The organism is Aliidiomarina maris (assembly GCF_003987335.1).
Lineage (GTDB): Bacteria > Pseudomonadota > Gammaproteobacteria > Enterobacterales > Alteromonadaceae > Aliidiomarina > Aliidiomarina maris.
Genome location: NZ_PIPK01000011.1, coordinates 69,748 through 87,665, shown reverse-complemented (window position 1 = coordinate 87,665; position 17,918 = coordinate 69,748). Strand labels below are relative to the sequence as shown.

The following is a 17,918-nucleotide window of genomic DNA, read 5'->3' as shown; positions in this document are numbered from 1 at the left end:
CGCTTGAGCAAACCGCAAACCGCTGATGTCAGTCTGGATGCCTTGTATCGTATTTTCACGATTCCTGAAGCACCAGATTCGACCTTAGGCAAAATTGAGCGTCACCTGTCAGAGAACCTGGCGGGCTTTTTGAACGCGCATATTGTTGCCAAAGAAAAGCCGTTGCATGAAATTGAGCAGGACTTTGCAAAAAGCGCTATCCCTGAACAGCCGACTTTTGTCTCTGATCATACCGATGAACTGCTAAGTAAGTTAGTTGCGCACTCGGTGCATACCTCGTCACCTAAGTTTATTGGGCATATGACCTCGGCATTGCCATATTTCCTACTGCCGTTAGCCAAATTGATGGTGGGCTTGAACCAGAACCTGGTCAAGATTGAAACATCAAAAGCCTTTACGCCGCTGGAGCGTCAGGTGCTGGGTATGATGCATCACTTAGTGTATGGCGAGCCTGCACCGTTTTACCAAACCTGGATGCACAGTGCGGAGCATTCGCTCGGGGCAATGTGTTCAGGTGGTACTGTGGCTAATATCACGGCACTGTGGGTGGCACGCAACAAACTATTTAAGGCCGACGGCGACTTTAATGGGATTGCTCAGGAAGGCTTAGCCGCGGGGCTGGCGCATTATGGCTACCGTAAGGCCTGTGTATTAGTGTCCGAGCGAGGACATTATTCTTTAGGCAAAGCCGCGGACATATTGGGTATTGGACGTCGCAACCTGGTCGCAATTGCCACCGACGATAACAACCGAATTCAAATCGATGCGTTGCGAGAAACGTGCGCGCGCATAGCCGCCGAGGGTGGAAAGGTGATGGCCATAGTCGGCATAGCCGGCACCACGGAAACCGGTCATATCGACCCCCTCGATGCAATCGCGGATGTCGCCCAGGAAGTGGGCGCACACTTTCATGTCGACGCAGCCTGGGGTGGGGCGACGTTGTTATCAAATACCCACCGTCACTTGTTGGCGGGCATTGAGCGTGCAGACAGCGTAACGATTGATGCACATAAGCAAATGTATGTGCCGATGGGTGCGGGTATGGTGCTATTTAAAGACCCGTCATTGGTGCATGCGATTGAACACCATGCCGAATACGTGATTCGTCGCGGCTCAAAAGATTTAGGCAGCCACACCATGGAAGGCTCACGCCCGGGGATGGCAATGCTGGTGTATTCTGCGCTGCATGTGATGGGGCGCGAAGGCTACCAGCTACTGATTGATCAAAGCATCGAAAAAGCACAAGCCTTTGCCGACTTGATTGCGTCGCAAGATGACTTCGAGTTAGTCACCGCACCCGAACTTTGCTTGCTGACATATCGTTATGTTCCAGCGCCAATTAAGGCCGCGCTGGCACATGCCAGTGATAGCCAAAAACAGCAAATCACGCCGTTGTTGAATCAAATGACCAAGCATATTCAAAAGAGTCAGCGCGAAACAGGGCAGTCCTTTGTGTCACGTACCAAGTTGACCCCGCAGCGCTATGCGTCCCAGCCAACGACGGTGTTTCGTACGGTATTGGCAAACCCGTTGACTACGGTGGATATGCTGGCTGAAATCCTGCAAGAGCAGCGCCAAATTGCGGAGCGCGCCGTGCTGACTCAAGGCGCGCTATTTGCTGAGGCCTATGATTGCGGGTTGCTGGCTAAAGAACCCCGTTAATCGGTGTCAGCTGCGACTTCTAAGTTATCAATTAAACGCGTAGTGCCGAGCTTGGCGGCTGCGAGAATAACCAGCTCTGCCGCGGCATCTTCTGCTTGGGCAGGGCTTAAGTCAGCTTGCCGACGCACCTGCCAGTACTCAGGTTGCAAGCCAGCCTCTTGAATGGCCTGCTCGGCGCTATGCGCTAACTGCGCGAAGTCGCGTTCGCCTTTTAAAATGGCATCAGCGCACTGGCGCAACTGCGCGTAAATCACGGCGGCTTGCTCGCGCTGTTGTGGCGTGAGGTAGCCGTTACGCGAGCTCTTCGCTAAACCATTTGCTTCACGCTCGGTATCGACGCCTTCAATTTGAATGTGCATGGATAAATCGGCCACCATGTTACGAATCACTTGCAACTGTTGGTAGTCTTTTTTCCCAAACACCGCCACGTCTGGCTGCACCATATTAAACAGCTTTGTCACCACCGTGGCGACGCCTTTAAAATGGCCTGGGCGGCTGGCGCCACATAAAATCGATGAGAGCGCAGGCACTTCAACACTGGTTTGCATGTCCAGACCGCGCGGGTACATCTCCGAGGTGCGCGGCGTGAACACAGCGCTGACACCGAGCTCAGACAACGCCTGCATATCAGCTTCCAGCGTACGTGGGTATGCGTCTAAATCTTCATGCGCACCGAACTGCATCGGATTGACGTAAATACTGACGATCACGATATCAGCCATTTGTTTGGCCCGGCGCACTAACTTTAAGTGCCCACTATGTAAGTTACCCATAGTGGGGACAAACGCGACTTGCTGATTTTGACTGCGCCAGCGTGCTCGTAGCGCACGTAACTGCTCAACCTTACTGATATGTAACATATTAAGACTCGAAACTATGTTCAGGGCCTGGAAAAGAACCGTTTTGCACGTCAGTCACATAGGCTTTGACGGCGCCTTCAATGCTGCCATGGTCAGCCAAAAAGTTCTTCACAAACTTGGGTAGGTAATCACTGTTAAGACCCAGCATGTCGTGCATCACCAAAATTTGACCATCGGTTGCGGGGCCCGCTCCGATGCCAATCACTGGCATGCTCACTGCCTCAGCAACACGTTTGCCAAGGGCGGTGGGAATGCACTCAACGACCAGTAACTGCGCACCGGCTTGCTGTAACTGCTGGGCCTCCTGAATTAACAGATCCGCAGCGGCAGCGTCGCGGCCTTGAACTTTATAGCCGCCCAGCACATTGACGGACTGCGGTAACAAGCCTAAATGTGCGCATACGGGGATACCGTTGGCAGTCAATGCCTGCACCGTATCGACTAAGCGCGCGCCGCCTTCGAGCTTGACCATGTTCGCGCCAGCACGCATAAGCTCAGCGGCATAGTCGCAGGCTTGCTGTGGGCTGGCATAGGTCATAAACGGCATATCGGCAATCACAAAAGCGGTAGGCGCGCCACGCCGCACACAGGCGGTATGGTAGGCAATATCTGCGTTGGTAACGGGGACTGTGCTGCCATGTCCTTGCACAACATTGCCCAGTGAATCGCCCACCAGCATCAGGTCGACGCCACATTCAACAAATAGGCGCGCGAATGTCGCATCGTAAGCAGTCAGAGCGGTAATTTTTTCTTGGTTCTGCTTTTTCTTGAACAATTGCGCGATAGAGGTTTTAGCCATAAAGCGACCTTTACTGAACGAGGTTAAGGCTGCATTGTAACGGCTGGCGCAATTATATCTAGTCCGTTGCGTTCAATCTGTGCAGCAAGGGTCCAGATCTGCTTACCATTGGGTAACTGCAGGTCAGGGGCGATTTCAGCTAAAGGAATCAGCACGAATTCGCGGGTTTCGATACCTGGGTGCGGTAGGGTCAGGCAAGGCGTATCCATGACGACATCGCCATACAGTAAAATATCAATATCTAAGGTGCGTTCACCCCAATGCCGCAAACGCACGCGTCCAGCCTCTTGCTCGAAACCTTGTAAAATATCAAGTAGTGCATCGGCGGGTAGCTGGGTATCCAAGCCCACCACCGCATTGACATAATCAGGCTGATCTTGTGGACCCATGGGTTTGCTAGCGTACAACGACGAACAAGCGCGCACGTTCAGTGCTGGATGCTTTTGTAGGTGCAGGAAGCCAGCATGAATTTGTGCTAGAGGGTTCGCTAAGTTTGCACCTAGTCCCAAATATACCCGTGCCATTGTCACTATCGCTCCTATTTCTTCGGGCTGGCGCTGTCACCAGCAGCCTTGCGTGGCTTACGCCGGCGCCGACGTTTAGGCTTGCTCGTGGTGTCTGCGTCCGGTGCTTGTGCATATGGGCCACGGCGGGGCGCTCGCCCTGAAACAGGACGGCCACTGGCAGGATGCTCTGGCGAGCCGCCGCCAACTTCCTTGCCCTGCTGAAATTGGGTCCAAAACTCTCCGAGTTGGCGTAGCGCCGGGTCGTTCTCAATGCGTGCGCGTAACAACAAAAAGTCGTAGCCAGCACGAAACTTTGGATGGCTAAGTAAACGCTCGGCTTTACGCGGCTGAGTTTGCTGCAGTCGCATTTGTAAGGTCCAAATATCGCGCGCTGGCAAGCTGAAACGTTTCGGGATAGCAATGCTGCGTGATTGCTTAGCCAGCACATCCGCTGCGGCAATTTGCATGGCGTCATATTCAGGCAAACCACCTTCGGTCATCAGCTGCTCAGCACGCGCTACCACGGGATACCATAATGTGGCTGCAAATAAGTAGGCGGGGGTGACGCGTTTGCCACTGTTGATACGCGTGTCTGTATCAACACACAGCTGATACTGCATGGCGTACTCAACGCTTTGGCTATTTTTTAGTGCGACTTTAATTTGCGGGAATAAGTGCCCAAACAGGCCGAAGTCCTGGAGTGCCAGAAAGTTTGCTTCTGCTTTACCATGCATAAAGAGTTTCAAGTACTCTTCAAATAGCCGTGCCGCTGGAATGCTTTCTAGTAAATGGGCTAAGTCGACGATTGGCTTGCGCGCACTGTCGTCAATACGTAAGCCTAATTTGGTGGCAAAACGCACAGCGCGCAACATGCGCACTGGGTCTTCGCGGTAGCGGGTCGCAGGGTCGCCGATTAAACGCAGTACGCCAGCTTCCAGATCGCGGGCGCCGTTGGCAAAGTCGTAAATCGCGAAATCGGCAATCGAGTAGTACATGGCGTTGACGGTGAAGTCGCGGCGCTCGGCGTCTTCTTCAATGCTGCCATACACGTTATCACGTAGCAGTAAGCCGTCTTTACTCTGTTTACTGGTGTGCTTCTGGCTTGCTTCGCCTTCCTCGTGGTGACCGCGGAAAGTGGCCACTTCAATCACGTCACGACCAAACACCACATGGGCTAAGCGAAAGCGGCGGCCGATTAGGCGGCAGTTAGAAAATAACGCTTTGATCTGTTCTGGGCTGGCGTTGGTGGCGACATCGAAATCTTTTGGTTCGAGGCCCAGCAGTAAGTCGCGCACGCAGCCGCCGACTAAGTAGGCGTCATAACCGCTTTTATGTAAGCGATACAGCACCTTCAATGCATTGTCAGAAATATTCGCGCGTGAAATATTGTGCTGATCACGCGTAATCACGATCGGGTTCGTGAACGTCGAAGGCGTGTTTTGGGGTGATTGAGACGGCAGTACCTGACGAGCAAACTGCACAAAACGCTTAATAATGGTCGAACTCCTGCTAAGGTCAGCCCACAGCTGGGGCGATTGACTTAAAAATTGGCGCTGATCATATACCAACTTGGGCCGAATGAGAATCAAACGGTGAAATTATCGACATGACCCGGTTCACTTGCTCGTTGCTGCTGTCGCCACGCATCTATCGCCCATGCCAATTGCTCAGTAACAGGCGTTTGGGTTAATTCAGGTGGCAGCTTCAAACCAAGTGCCTGCAATGCTATCGATATATTGTGTGCCGCATGGCTTGCGTGAATCGCGGGCGCATGATTTTGCTTACTTAGTTTGCGCCCCTCGGGCCCGACAATCAGTGGCAAGTGGCGTAGTTGAGGTAAGGCGACTGCAGCGTCAAATTGGCACTGGTTTAGTGTCTGCCATAGCGTTAACTGCCATAGACTGGCGGTCAATAGGTCGCTACCTCGTACGATGTGCGTGATACCCTCGGCGCGGTCGTCACTGACTACCGCGAGTTGATACGCCCATAGTCCGTCACGGCGTTTAAGAATAAAGTCTTCGCTGCTCCAGCCTGTGTCGGCTGTAACCTCGCCGTGGGCAAGGTCATAAAAATGCGTGACAGGTTGCTGGTTGACCAAGCGCAGCGCTTTATCCGCCCAGTCTAAACCGCGTTGGCGGCAAAAACCGGTGTAATGCGGTCCGCGTGCTTTAATCGTTTTACGTGAGCAATCGCAGGCATACACCAAGCCCTGTCGGTTTAGTTCAGTGATGTGCTGCTGATAACGTGCATAGTGTTGGCTTTGATACTGTTCAGTCTCGTCCCAGCATAAGCCATGCGCCTCGAGCTGTCGCAAAATAACGCTGCTAGCACCCGGGACTTCACGAGGGGGATCAATATCTTCGATGCGCAGCAACCAAGTACCATGGTTGGCACGAGCGTCAAGGTAGCTACCTAGGGCTGCAACTAACGAACCAAGGTGAAGAGGGCCGGAGGGCGAGGGGGCGAAGCGCCCCCGGTAAGGAGCGGGCTGATTAAGCACCGCGCATTTGTTTCTCACGAATTTCTGCCAGGCTCTTACAGTCGATACATAAGTCAGCAGTTGGACGTGCTTCTAAGCGTTGGATACCGATTTCGATACCACATGAGTCGCAGTAGCCGAAGTCGTCACGCTCAATCGCTTCTAGTGTCTTTTCAATCTTCTTAATTAACTTACGCTCACGGTCACGGGTGCGTAATTCAATCGCAAATTCTTCTTCTTGGGCAGCACGGTCAACAGGGTCTGCATGGTTGTTCGCTTCTTCTTTTAGGTGACCTACTGTGCGGTCAACTTCTTCGCGTAACTGGTTACGCCAAGTTTCTAAAATCTTACGAAAATGCTCACGCTGTGCCTCGTTCATATACTCTTCGCCAGCGGCTGGCTGGTAAGGCTCTAGACCCGCTTGCGCTAAGATACCGTGCGCTTTTCTTTCCTTTGTTGCGGCCATGTGGCTCTCCTCTTTGAGGCAATGCACTATGTGCTTAAAAAATGACGGCTATGTATAGCAGAATACGTTTGGTGGTGCAATGCGCACTCGCGCAGCCCTATATCGGGGCAAAAGTTAGCATTTCAACCCACGTCGACAGGTAATAATAGCCCAGCTGTCAAGTCGCTGGCGCTGACCTCAATACCTAAGGCATAAAACTCAACGCCTTTTTGCTTGGCTAAAATACATAATTCCGCGTATTGCGGATCAATATGGGCGGCTGGTTTTACACTCTGAATGCCGCTGTGCCCGACCACAAACAGCAGTGCGGCGCGTAAGCCAAGTTCGCGCATTGCAATAAGTTCGCGCAGATGTTTTTGCCCGCGCAAGGTAACCGCGTCGGGAAAGTAGCCTTGGCCGTCGGTTTCTAAGGTGACACTTTTCACTTCGATATAGCAGTCGGGTTGCTCGCCATGACCGCTAAGCAGCAAGTCGATGCGGCTATTTTCACTACCGTATTTGACTTCGCGTTGGCAGTTAAGGTAGCCGGCTAAGGCTTTAATCTTGCCGTCGCCGAGCGCTTCCTGAGCCAACTGATTGGCGCGTTGGGTATTAATCACAATCCAATTTTGATTGGGTGTGTAAGCAAGCTCCCAAGTATGTGGGTACTTACGTTTGGCATTTGTGGATGTGCTATACCACACTGTATAGCCAGGTTCAGCGCAACCTGTCATCGCCCCCGTATTTGGGCAATGAATGGTTAACAGTTCGCCATCAGCGGTTTGCACATCGGCAAGGAAACGTTTGTAACGGCGAATTAAAGTTGCGGATTCTAATGGGGGCTGAAATTGCATTTTTAGTCGCTTTGTAGTGTAGTGTGTCGCGATATGAACAATAGGTGATGCATGCACCACGCTTGCTTGACCGTGCTCTGGTGTTAACCCAGAGGCAAGCAACATACTTGGAGATAAATAAGATGTCTAGTGCAGTACAAGTACGCTTAACTACAGACACCGTGCCAGCGGCGTTTAAAAGTGCTGGTGGTAGTTTTTTCAATGGCGAGGGGTTTCACATCGTTGCGCGTGACGACGAGAGCTTGTTTTTACGTGCCATTCAGCAAGCAGGCCGACGCTTGGACGCCTCTGGTGCAGCGACGATTGAAGCCGTTGGGCCAGGCTGGACCCTCGAGCGCCAGTGGGCGTTAGCGCAAGGCTTCAGTGACGCCAAAAAGCGCAACAAAATACTTTGGTGCAGTGACGACTTAGGCGTTGCTGATCAATTGCAAGGGATGTACGAAACTTTCGCTTGGGCGCGTGAGTTAGTCAACTTACCACCACAAGCTATCTATCCCGAATCTTTGTGTACCCAAGTGGTTGATAAGATTAAAGCCTTAGGTGGCGACGCGGTCAGTTTCCGCATTTTGCGCGAACAAGATTTGCTTAATGAAGGCTGGATGGGCATCCATACGGTAGGCCGCGCCAGTATGCACAAACCAACCATGTTGCAGCTTGACTATAACCCAACCGGCGATGTCGACGCTGAGGTTGATTATGCCCTGATTGGTAAAGGCATCACCTATGACAGCGGTGGTTACAGCATTAAAAGCAGCGAAGGCATGATTGCGATGAAATGCGATATGGGCGGTGCTGCGACCGTTGCAGGTGCCTTAGCCCTGGCAATTCAACGCGGCTTAAACAAGCGTGTGAAACTGATTCTATGTTGCGCTGAGAACTTAATTGACGGTACTGCCTATAAGCTAGGCGACATTATCACGTACAAGAATGGCGTCACGGTGGAAATTTTTAACACCGATGCAGAAGGGCGTTTGGTCCTTGCTGATGGGTTGCTTGCTGCAGCGGAGTGCAATGCTAAGCATATTATTGATGCTGCCACCCTCACGGGTGCCGCGCAAGTCGCTGTTGGTCAGGAATATAACGCGCTGTTTAGTGTCGATGATGCCTATGCTGCCAAAGCGTTGCAGGCCGCTCAGAGCGAATCAGAGCCATTGTGGCGTCTACCTTTGGCATCTTGGCATCAGGACCAATGCCCGTCGCACTTTGCTGATACGGCGAATAGTCGCCCTGTAAAAGGTGGCGGAGCAGGCGGGGCTAGCAACGCAGCTGGTTTCTTGTTGCGTTTTGCACCGAATCAAGGCGCCAACTGGCTGCATTTCGATTTAGCCGCTGCCTATCGCAAAGACCCAGACAAATGGTTTAATGCCGGCGCGACTGGCTTGGGTATCCGAACCATTGCGCGTACAATGCTTGATAATTAACTAGCTTTGCAAAAAGTTTAACTAAGAGGCCATGGGCAGTGACTGTTCCATGGCCTTTTTTATGGCAAAATATCAACATGCAGCAAACCGCCTTACCCATTCAACCTATTCTTGCGCCTTTGCAACAGGCATTGGCGCATTCTGCCGTGGTTTTGCAAGCCCCACCTGGAGCTGGTAAATCGACCGCGTTGCCCTTGTATTTGCTGCAGCATAACCCCGATACACGCTGGATTATGGTGCAGCCACGGCGTCTTGCCGCGTTGTCCATCGCGCAATATTTGTCTGCCCAGTTAGAGCAATCGGTCGGCCAAACTGTGGGCTATCAAGTGCGTCAGCAACGTCAGCGCAGTGCTGCGACCCGCTTATTGATTGTGACTGAGGGAATGTTAACCCGCATGTTACAGTCCGACCCCACCCTAAGTGACTTTGACGGGGTTATTTTTGATGAGTTTCACGAGCGTAATTTACACAGCGATTTAGGCTTAGCGCTGGTCTTAGAAAGTCGCCAAATCCGCGACGACTTAAAGCTGTTAGTGATGTCAGCAACTTTACCTGCAGCGGATTTGGCGACATGGCTGCAAGGGCAAGGCACCCGCTGTGAGGTGTTGCACAGTGACGGGCGCGCCTACTCAGTGGACATTCAATACGAGCCGCCGACAGCAACCCAGACTTATCTGGAAAAATGCGCCCAAGTGATTCGGCGGTTACTTACGCAGCCAGACGGCCCCCAAGGCATGCTGGTGTTTGTGCCGGGGCAAAGTGAGATTGCCTGGTTGCAACGCGAGTTAACGAGCTTGGTTCAACAACACGCTGATCTCGATTGTTTCGGGCTGCATGCTGGGCTATCGCTGTCCGATCAGCAGCAAGTGTTGCAAGCGCCCGCGCGCGGAAAACGGCGAATCATTATCAGCACCAATATTGCCGAAACGAGCTTAACCATCGCCGGTATTGATTATGTCATTGATAGTGGTCGCGAGCGTCAGGCGCTGTATCGGCCGAAGTACCATACGACAGAGTTAATCACGCGGCGCGTGGCGAAGGCGGCGGCAACCCAACGTGCAGGGCGGGCTGGGCGCACAGGTCCTGGTGGGTGCACGCGTGTATATGCCCAGAGCGACTGGCATGGCATGGCCGACTATCGGCCCGCCGATATCGAACAGCAAGAGTTGACAGACTTAAGTCTGCAAGTGGCCTGTTGGGGCGCGCAAATGCAGGATATGGCGTGGTTTACGCCGCCCAATCCAAGTCATGTTGCGGCGGCGCATGAATGGCTACGTGCCATTGGTGCCTTGAATGCGCAGGCTCAAGCGACACCCTATGGGCAAAGTCTTGCAAATGCCGCCGCCGATGTAGGTGCTGCCCATGCCATCGCACAGGTTCAGCAGGACGATGCGCTATCGCAACGTCAGCGTGACGCGACCATGCTGGCTATCGCGTATTGGCTCAGCCTCGAAGAAGGGCGAGAAAGCCAGCAAGTGAATGGCTTAGACGCTATCGAGCAACTGCAGCAACAACCGGCAACGATGCCGCGCACGCGTCAGCGTCTCAAGTATTGGTTACATCAATTCGAGCTCACCGATAGCCACACACTGGATAGTGATAGCGTAATCCAAGCGGCGATACGCTTGTATCCACTCGGGCTGGCACGCTTACGTGGAGGGTCTGCAAACTTTACTCTCGCGACCGGAGCTGGCGTAAGTTGGCCGTCAGGGCATGGGCAAAGTTTAGCCTTGAGCAAGTCGCTAAGCCAAGCGGCATGGCTGATAGTCACTCAGATCAGTATGCATGAGCAGCATAGCCAAGGTGTGATCCGGCAAGCGCTTGCGTTAACCAAGGCACAGGCAGAAGCTCTGTTTGCTGGGGTGCTTGCTGCGCAGTTGCAGCAGCAAGTTGAGCATGTGTGGCGCTCTGCCAATGGCGGTCTAGAGCAGGTCGAACGCACTATGTACCGAAACTTGGTAATTCAACAGCGCGCCAGTCAGCAATTGCCCGACCGCGCAGCAATGAGCGATGCTATGGTCGCTTACGTGCAACAACATGGCATTGCGACACTCGGCTGGACGCCGCACTGTGTGCAATATTTGCGGCGTCTGCAGCGCTTTCAGCAAGCGCACCCTGAACTTGGTCTGCGGTTGTCTGACAGTGAACTTTTAAGCACGCTGGCGCAGTGGGCCGCGCCATTTTGGGCGCATTTGACGACCCTGGCGCAGCTACGCCAATGGGCGCCGCAACCAGCATTGGCGCAGTTACTTGATTATGCACAGCAACAACAGCTAGAGCAGTTGCTTCCCGCCCGCTGGGTCGCACCCAGTGGCCGTGCACACCGGATTGAATATCAGGCGGACGGTTCGGCATTCGTGGGCTTAAAGCTGCAAGAGGTATTTGGCACCGCGCAAACGCCTAAGCTGTTGAATGGTCAGCTACCATTGACCTTTGAATTATTGTCCCCCGCTGGTCGGCCATTACAGCGTACCAGCGACTTAGCCAACTTTTGGCAGGGTGCCTATGTCAATGTGAAGAAAGAAATGCGTGGGCGCTACCCTAAACACCCATGGCCCGATGACCCAACGACTGCACCCGCGACTCATTTAACTAAGAAGGCACTGCATGGCCAAAGCAAGTAAGACGAAGTCATCTAAACCCACTGGCAAGAAAGCACAGGCGCCGGTTAAAGGCCGTCGCCGCCGTTGGTTGCTGGCTTTAGCTGCCAAACTGATGTTGGTGGTCGCAGTGCTGGGCGCCTTCTATACCATTTATTTAGATGCTCAGGTGCGCGATCGCTTTGAAGCCAATCGTTATCAGGCGCCTGCCTTGCTCTACAGCCGTGCGCTTTGGTTATCGCCACACGCGAACGTGAGTTACGCACGGGTCAAAGCAGAGCTTGAAGCACTCGCTTATTCGCCCTCGGCGGTGGCACGCCAGCAGGGTGAATATAACGAACAACGACAAAGTGATGGGCGTACCATTTTACTGCACCGGCGGGCGTTCGATTTTGCGGACGGCTTTGAGCCCAGCCAGCGGCTGTTACTGCGCTTTCGTGATGACCGTTTGCATCAGGTGTTGGCGTGGCCATCGCAGCAAGTACTCACTGAAGCACGCCTTGAACCGCAATTGATTGGCCGTTTTGCCGCCGACAGCGGCGAAGACAGGTTGTTGGTCAGTTTAGAGCAAGTACCTCAGCTGATGCGCGACACCTTGTTGCTAATAGAGGATCAAGATTTTTATCAGCACCACGGCGTGAAGCCAACCGCGATTGCGCGAGCCGCTTTAGTCAACTTGCGTGCGGGTCGAACGGTACAAGGCGGTAGTACCCTGACTCAGCAGTTGGTCAAAAATATGTACCTCACCCACGATCAGAATCTATGGCGTAAGGCCAATGAAGCGATTATGGCACTGAGCTTAGATTTTCATTTTGATAAAGACGAAATCCTCGAAGCATATTTTAACGAGGTGTACTTCGGTCAAGACCGCGGTCACGCCATTCATGGGGTGGGTCTTGCGTCACAGTATTTTTTCGGACGCTCGGTTGAAGACTTAAGTGTTGCCGAAATTGCGTTGTTGGTCGGTATGGTTAAAGGACCGAGCTTGTATGATCCAAGACGGCGCCCCGAGAATGCCGAGCGACGCCGAGAGTTAGTACTCAAACTCATGTACGAGCACAACTTAATTACCCAAGTGCAGTATTTATCGGCGCTCGAAGACACCCTGGTACGTCGCCAAAGCACGCGTCTGGTGCTGGGCGAGCGGCCTGACTATGTTGACCTGGTGCAACGTGAATTACGTCAGTTGGTACCGGGGCGAGAATGGCAACAAACAGGCTTGCGGGTATTTACTTACTATGACCCGTATATCCAGCAACAAGCTGAGCTTGCGATGACCACCCGCGGCGGCCGCGTCGACAGCCCGGATATTCAGGGCGCTATGGTGGTGAGTGACTATCAGCAAGGCGTGGTTCGTGCGCTTGTGGGAAATATTGGACAGCAACGCGGCGGGTTCAACCGTGCACTTGACGCGCGGCGCCCAATAGGCTCGCTGGTGAAACCTTTTACCTTTGCGCTGGCGCTGGAAAATAGCAGCCAGTACCGCCTTGAAAGTATGCTGGATGACAGCCCGATCACATTGATTGATGAGCGTCAACGCGAGTGGAGCCCGCGCAACTTTGACGGTGAGTTCAAAGGTCCGGTAACGCTCTATCAAAGTTTTATTGAGTCGCGCAATTTACCCGCTGTGCGCCTCGGTTTGGACGTTGGGGTTGAGCGTGTGCGCGAGCGTTTATATGCGGCTGGTTTTGATGAAAGCACGCACGCGTATCCGTCGCTGACATTAGGGGCGGTAGATATGAGCCCACTGCAGGTGAGCCAAATATACAGTGCGCTCGCCAATCGTGGCATTCAGCAACGTTTAACCAGTATTGAAGCGGTATACACCCATTGGAACCAACCGCTGTATCAACAGCAGCGCCGAGCCCAAGAGGTTTTCTCAACCCAGAGCGCGTACTTGACCGACTATGCGTTGCAAGGTGTTATGCGCGAGGGCACGGGGCGCAGCATACGCCAGTATGTCAGCCCAGCGGGTCTGGCTGGCAAGACGGGTTCCACCAATGAGTTACGTGACAGTTGGTTTGTGTCCTATGATAACCAGCATGTAGTCACTGTTTGGTTAGGTGGGGACGACAATCAAAGTATTGGCTTGAGTGGCGCTACCGGGGCATTGCCGGTTGCAGGCGATTTCTGGCAGCGTTTGCAACCGCAGGCTATTACCCGCGAGCGGCCTTACGGGCTGCAAAGTGGCGCGTTTGATAGGTTGACTGGAATAGCCGTGAGCTTGGAATGTGAAACCGCGTACCATCTACCAAGTGCCGTGTACCAAGCACCGACGCGGCGCCGTTGTAGCCCGATGGATTCGCAGCAGGAACAAAGTGAAGAGCAGGAAGAATCGCGTAGTTGGTTCCAGCGCGTATTTGGGCGGCGCGGCAATTAAGCCGCCCCGCCTGTCGCTTAGCAAGAAATAAAGACGCTAGATACTGACCCGCTTGTATTGACGGTACTGCGGGCGCCAAAATAAGTGGTCGATCCGTTGTTGCAGCACCTCGTCACTCACTTCGAGAGCGTGTCCTTGTTGTTGCGCGACTTTACCCACCGCAAACGCAATGCGCTTGCTTAAGTCTGCAATTTCAGTGATTGGGGGAAGCAGGTCACTACCGCTACCGGTCACAGCAGGCGACGAGTCCGCCAATGTTTGACTGGCGGCCATTAACATTTCGTTGGTGATTCGGTTCGATTTGACTGCTAAAACTCCTAAGCCAATACCAGGGAAAATATAGCTATTGTTACACTGCGCAATCGGATAGACCGTACCGTTATACTGAACGGGCGCAAATGGGCTGCCGGTTGCGACAATCGCTTGGCCTTGCGTCCACTCAATGACTTGCTCAGGCGTGGCCTCGACATTGCGCGACGGGTTTGACAATGGGAAGATAATCGGGCGTTCGCAGCCTTGCTGCATGGCTTTAATCACTTGCTCAGTAAATAAACCACGCTGGCCAGAAACGCCTATTAGCACCGTCGGCTGAGCACAATACATTACGTCCAGCAACGATGGATAGTCGCCGCTAAATTGCCACTCACTCAAGAGTTTTGAGTCTTGCGCTAAGGCTTGTTGGAAATCACGTAAGTCCGCCATACCGTCAACTAATAAGCCATAACGGTCGACCATGAAGATTTGCTTGCGCGCCTGCGTGTCACTAAGCCCCTCGGCTACCATCTGGTCAATGATTTGCTCGGCTATGCCGCAGCCGGCAGAACCTGCACCGACAAAGGCGATGCGTTGCTCACTGAGCTTCTGCTGATTGGCCTGGCAGGCGGCCAACAAGGTGCCTACGGTGACTGCCGCGGTGCCTTGAATATCATCATTAAAACAACAAATTTCGTCGCGGTAACGGTTTAAAATAGGCATCGCATTGGGCTGCGCGAAATCTTCAAATTGAATCATCGCTTGTGGCCAGCGGCGCTGTACGGCACGAATAAAGGTTTCAATAAAGTCGTCATACTCTTGGCCACGGATACGTTTGTGGCGAGCGCCCATGTACATTGGGTCGTTGAGTAGCTTCTCGTTATCTGTACCAACGTCCAGCATCATGGGTAAGGTGTAGGCTGGGCTAATGCCACCACACGCGGTGTAGAGCGATAACTTACCAATTGGAATGCCCATGCCGCCGATGCCTTGATCGCCAAGGCCGAGAATGCGCTCGCCGTCGGTGACAACAATCACTTTGACGTTGCGTTTGGTCGCGTTGCGCAGAATATCGTCCATTTGGTCGCGCTCGGCATAGGATAAGAACAAGCCTCTTGAGCTGCGGTAAATGTCAGAGAACTGCTCGCAGGCATCACCGACAGTGGGGGTGTAGATAATGGGCATCATTTCCTCAAGGTGGTCGGAGAGGAGACGATAAAAAACGGTTTCATTGTTATCTTGAATGGCACGCAAATAGATGTGCTTGTTCATTGGCGTGTCAAAGCTGGAATACTGCATATACGCGCGGCGAACCTGCTCTTCAATGGTTTCATAGCGTGGCGGTAACAAACCAGTGAGGTTGAATGCAATCCGCTCTTCGCGAGTGAATGCACTGCCTTTGTTAAGCAAAGGGGTTTCTAGTAGCGATGGACCAGAATGCGGAATATACAGAGGTTGCTGGGGTTTTTTATCAGCCATGACATACCTTACGACAATAGGATTACAAGCAAGAAGATGCATGTGGATGATAGGCTTAGCTAGGCGCTGACGCAAGCTGACCAGTGATTTGGGTAGACCAACATTCATAATTTCGCAATCATACAGGGCTAAATTAAGAGATATAACCGCATAATTGGTGGTCGTTTTTAGGTGTGGGGGAACACAGTTTGAATTCTTGGGAATCGATGTCTATTCGTACCAAGCTATTGATTAGCTTAGTGGTATGCGCTTTTGTACCGACGTTACTGGTAGCTGGGGTGGGGTTAAATCAAGCCAGCTCAACCTATCAAAATCGAGTCGAACACAGCGATGTGCCAAACTTATTGAACAGTATTCGGCATGCACTGAATGCTGAAATTGGCGAAATGATGACCGTCGCCAATATGATTGCGCATAATCCAAGTTATTTAGCTGTGGCTGAGCAACGTGGCACGCAAGCGCCTGAGTTGGTCGCTGAACTCGGTCAAATCGCGCAGCGCTTTAATTTAAGTAACGCCTCGTTTGCCGACCGCAATACCGCGCGGTACTGGAATCAAGAAGGCTTCTTGCGCCAGTTAGACCCCGACAGCCAAGGCGATAGCTGGTTCTTTGCGTATCGGGATAGCCAAATCGAGCAGTCAGCAGAAGTATACGTCGACCCAGACACGGGCGCCGCCGACTTGTTCGTTAACTCGCAGCAACCCAATGGACGCGGCCTATCAGGTGTGTCGCGTTCGTTTCGTGCGATGCAAGATTACCTGGCCAATTTTGAATTAGAGCAGACTGGCTTTGTCTATTTAGTGGATGCCAGCGGCTTGGTGCGGGTGCACCCTGATATGGGATTGCTCAACAGCGCGACGCTGAATGATTTATACCCCAATCAACAAGGCGCATTGTTACAACAAGACGGGGCACAAATCCGTTGGCATGGCGCAGCCGATGATTATTTGATTGCAACCCAACGTATAGACCGCATGGGCTGGTATGTGGTGGCGCAAATTCCCTATGCGGAATTAATGGCGCCGCTAAGTCAAACTCGCAATCGCATGCTGTGGATCTCTCTCGTGGCGATGGCTTTAGTGGCTGCGGTCGCACTGGCATTGACCTTAAGCATTACCGCGCCGATTCAACGCCTAGCCCAGCGAGTGCAGCGTTTAGGTGCGCAAGGCGGCGATTTACGCGTACACTTGGACGAGGAAGGTAGCCAGGAGTTACGCGCGGTGACTTCCGGGGTCAACGCGTTTATCACCCAAGTTCGTACTATCGTACAAGGGGTTGAACAGAATGCAGAAGAGGTCCGCCGGCGCGCCAGTGACGAAGCTAGCGCGGCGGCTGATAGTGAACAAGCCAACCAGCAGTTGGCAGAACACACGGTTGACCTTGCCACCGCTTTGCATGAAATCAGTGAAACTGTGAAAGAGGTCGCTTTCAATGCCCAGCAAGCGTCAGAAGGTATGGAGCACACTGATGAGCGCACGCGTCAAAGCTTAAACTTACTCAACGAAACGCAGCTAGTTATCGAAGAATTAGCCCAGCAGGTGAGTAATGTGGCTGAGGTAGTGAGTGGGCTTGCAGATAAGAGCCAGGACATCGGCCGCGTGTTAGATGTGATTGGCGGCGTGTCTGAGCAAACTAATTTGCTTGCACTGAATGCCGCGATTGAGGCCGCCAGAGCGGGTGAGCAGGGCCGTGGTTTTGCGGTAGTAGCAGACGAAGTACGCCAGCTGGCTCAGCGCAGTCATGCAGCGACGGATGAAATTCAGCAGATGATCAGCGCGTTACAAAGCCAAGCTCAACAAGCTCAGTCGGTGGCTGATAAAAGCCAGGATATTGCCGCCCAAGGTCGCGATTCAACGCAGCGTGGGGTGACTTATTTACGCGAAGTGCAGAGTAACATGCAAACCCAACTAGAACGCAACCATCAGGTTGCCCATGCATCCGAGCAGCAAACGCAGGTGTTAGAGGATGTCAGCCGTAAGGTGACCGATATTCAACACATGAGTGAGCAGGGTGCGCAGCAAGCTAAGCAGAGTGCTGAGCAAAGCCGCAACATGCAGGAACTTGCCCAACAGCTTAGCCAAGGGATTCGTCAATTCAAGGTGTAAGTTGACTCGCACATTGAGCATAGGTAGTAAAAAAGGCAGCGTGGCGTTCCCCAGCTGCCTTTTTAATACCTGCAAT

General features: G+C 52.9%; 13 protein-coding genes. 5 read left to right on the top strand and 8 right to left on the bottom strand.

Going from position 1 to position 17,918, the window contains the following annotated elements; all coding sequences use genetic code 11:
• Window positions 1–3: 3 nt before the first annotated feature.
• Complete coding sequence (gene panP, locus CWE07_RS11325) at window positions 4–1,662, top strand: pyridoxal-dependent aspartate 1-decarboxylase PanP (RefSeq protein ID WP_111570093.1); 1,659 nt, start codon at window positions 4–6, stop codon at window positions 1,660–1,662.
• Here the strand turns inward: panP and panC are convergent.
• The 7 genes from panC to sfsA all read right to left on the bottom strand — a co-directional run bounded on the left by panC (window position 1,659) and on the right by sfsA (window position 7,605).
• Window positions 1,659–2,522, bottom strand: a complete 864-nt coding sequence (gene panC, locus CWE07_RS11320; RefSeq protein ID WP_111570092.1) for a pantoate--beta-alanine ligase — start codon at window positions 2,520–2,522, stop codon at window positions 1,659–1,661. The genes panP and panC overlap by 4 nt on opposite strands.
• A 1-nt stretch (window position 2,523) precedes the next feature.
• The gene (gene panB, locus CWE07_RS11315; protein WP_111570091.1) at window positions 2,524–3,321 is read right to left on the bottom strand and encodes a 3-methyl-2-oxobutanoate hydroxymethyltransferase; all 798 of its coding nucleotides are present in this window, start codon (window positions 3,319–3,321) and stop codon (window positions 2,524–2,526) included.
• Between the two features lie 23 nt (window positions 3,322–3,344).
• Window positions 3,345–3,845 (bottom strand): 2-amino-4-hydroxy-6-hydroxymethyldihydropteridine diphosphokinase, encoded by a 501-nt coding sequence (gene folK, locus CWE07_RS11310; RefSeq protein WP_111570090.1) that lies wholly within the window; start codon window positions 3,843–3,845, stop codon window positions 3,345–3,347.
• Window positions 3,846–3,859: 14 nt separating this feature from the next.
• On the bottom strand, window positions 3,860–5,233 hold the full coding sequence (gene pcnB, locus CWE07_RS11305; protein ID WP_111570109.1) for a polynucleotide adenylyltransferase PcnB: 1,374 nt from the start codon (window positions 5,231–5,233) through the stop codon (window positions 3,860–3,862).
• Between the two features lie 179 nt (window positions 5,234–5,412).
• Window positions 5,413–6,345, bottom strand: a complete 933-nt coding sequence (gene gluQRS / locus CWE07_RS11300; protein ID WP_241974129.1) for a tRNA glutamyl-Q(34) synthetase GluQRS — start codon at window positions 6,343–6,345, stop codon at window positions 5,413–5,415.
• Window positions 6,320–6,772, bottom strand: coding sequence for an RNA polymerase-binding protein DksA (gene dksA, locus CWE07_RS11295; RefSeq protein ID WP_111570088.1), 453 nt, complete (start codon window positions 6,770–6,772; stop codon window positions 6,320–6,322). Before dksA ends, gluQRS begins: the two co-directional genes overlap by 26 nt.
• Before the next feature lie 122 nt (window positions 6,773–6,894).
• Window positions 6,895–7,605, bottom strand: coding sequence for a DNA/RNA nuclease SfsA (gene sfsA, locus CWE07_RS11290; RefSeq protein ID WP_111570087.1), 711 nt, complete (start codon window positions 7,603–7,605; stop codon window positions 6,895–6,897).
• A 122-nt stretch (window positions 7,606–7,727) separates the two neighbouring features.
• Between sfsA and pepB the strand changes: the two genes are divergently transcribed.
• From pepB to mrcB, 3 genes are read left to right on the top strand one after another with little or no spacing between them, the layout of a single operon-like run.
• Window positions 7,728–9,026, top strand: coding sequence for an aminopeptidase PepB (pepB, locus tag CWE07_RS11285; RefSeq protein WP_111570108.1), 1,299 nt, complete (start codon window positions 7,728–7,730; stop codon window positions 9,024–9,026).
• Between the two features lie 38 nt (window positions 9,027–9,064).
• On the top strand, window positions 9,065–11,650 hold the full coding sequence (gene hrpB, locus CWE07_RS11280) for an ATP-dependent helicase HrpB (RefSeq protein WP_111570086.1): 2,586 nt from the start codon (window positions 9,065–9,067) through the stop codon (window positions 11,648–11,650).
• Window positions 11,634–14,006, top strand: coding sequence for a penicillin-binding protein 1B (gene mrcB / locus CWE07_RS11275; protein WP_111570085.1), 2,373 nt, complete (start codon window positions 11,634–11,636; stop codon window positions 14,004–14,006). Before hrpB ends, mrcB begins: the two co-directional genes overlap by 17 nt.
• 36 nt (window positions 14,007–14,042) lie before the next feature.
• On the opposite strand, the gene CWE07_RS11270 is transcribed toward mrcB, so the two are convergent.
• Window positions 14,043–15,737, bottom strand: a complete 1,695-nt coding sequence (locus CWE07_RS11270) for an NAD-dependent malic enzyme (RefSeq protein ID WP_111570084.1) — start codon at window positions 15,735–15,737, stop codon at window positions 14,043–14,045.
• 206 nt (window positions 15,738–15,943) lie between these two features.
• Between CWE07_RS11270 and CWE07_RS11265 the strand changes: the two genes are divergently transcribed.
• Window positions 15,944–17,842: a methyl-accepting chemotaxis protein gene (locus CWE07_RS11265; RefSeq protein ID WP_111570083.1), complete on the top strand. Its 1,899-nt coding sequence runs from the start codon at window positions 15,944–15,946 to the stop codon at window positions 17,840–17,842.
• Window positions 17,843–17,918 lie beyond the last annotated feature (76 nt).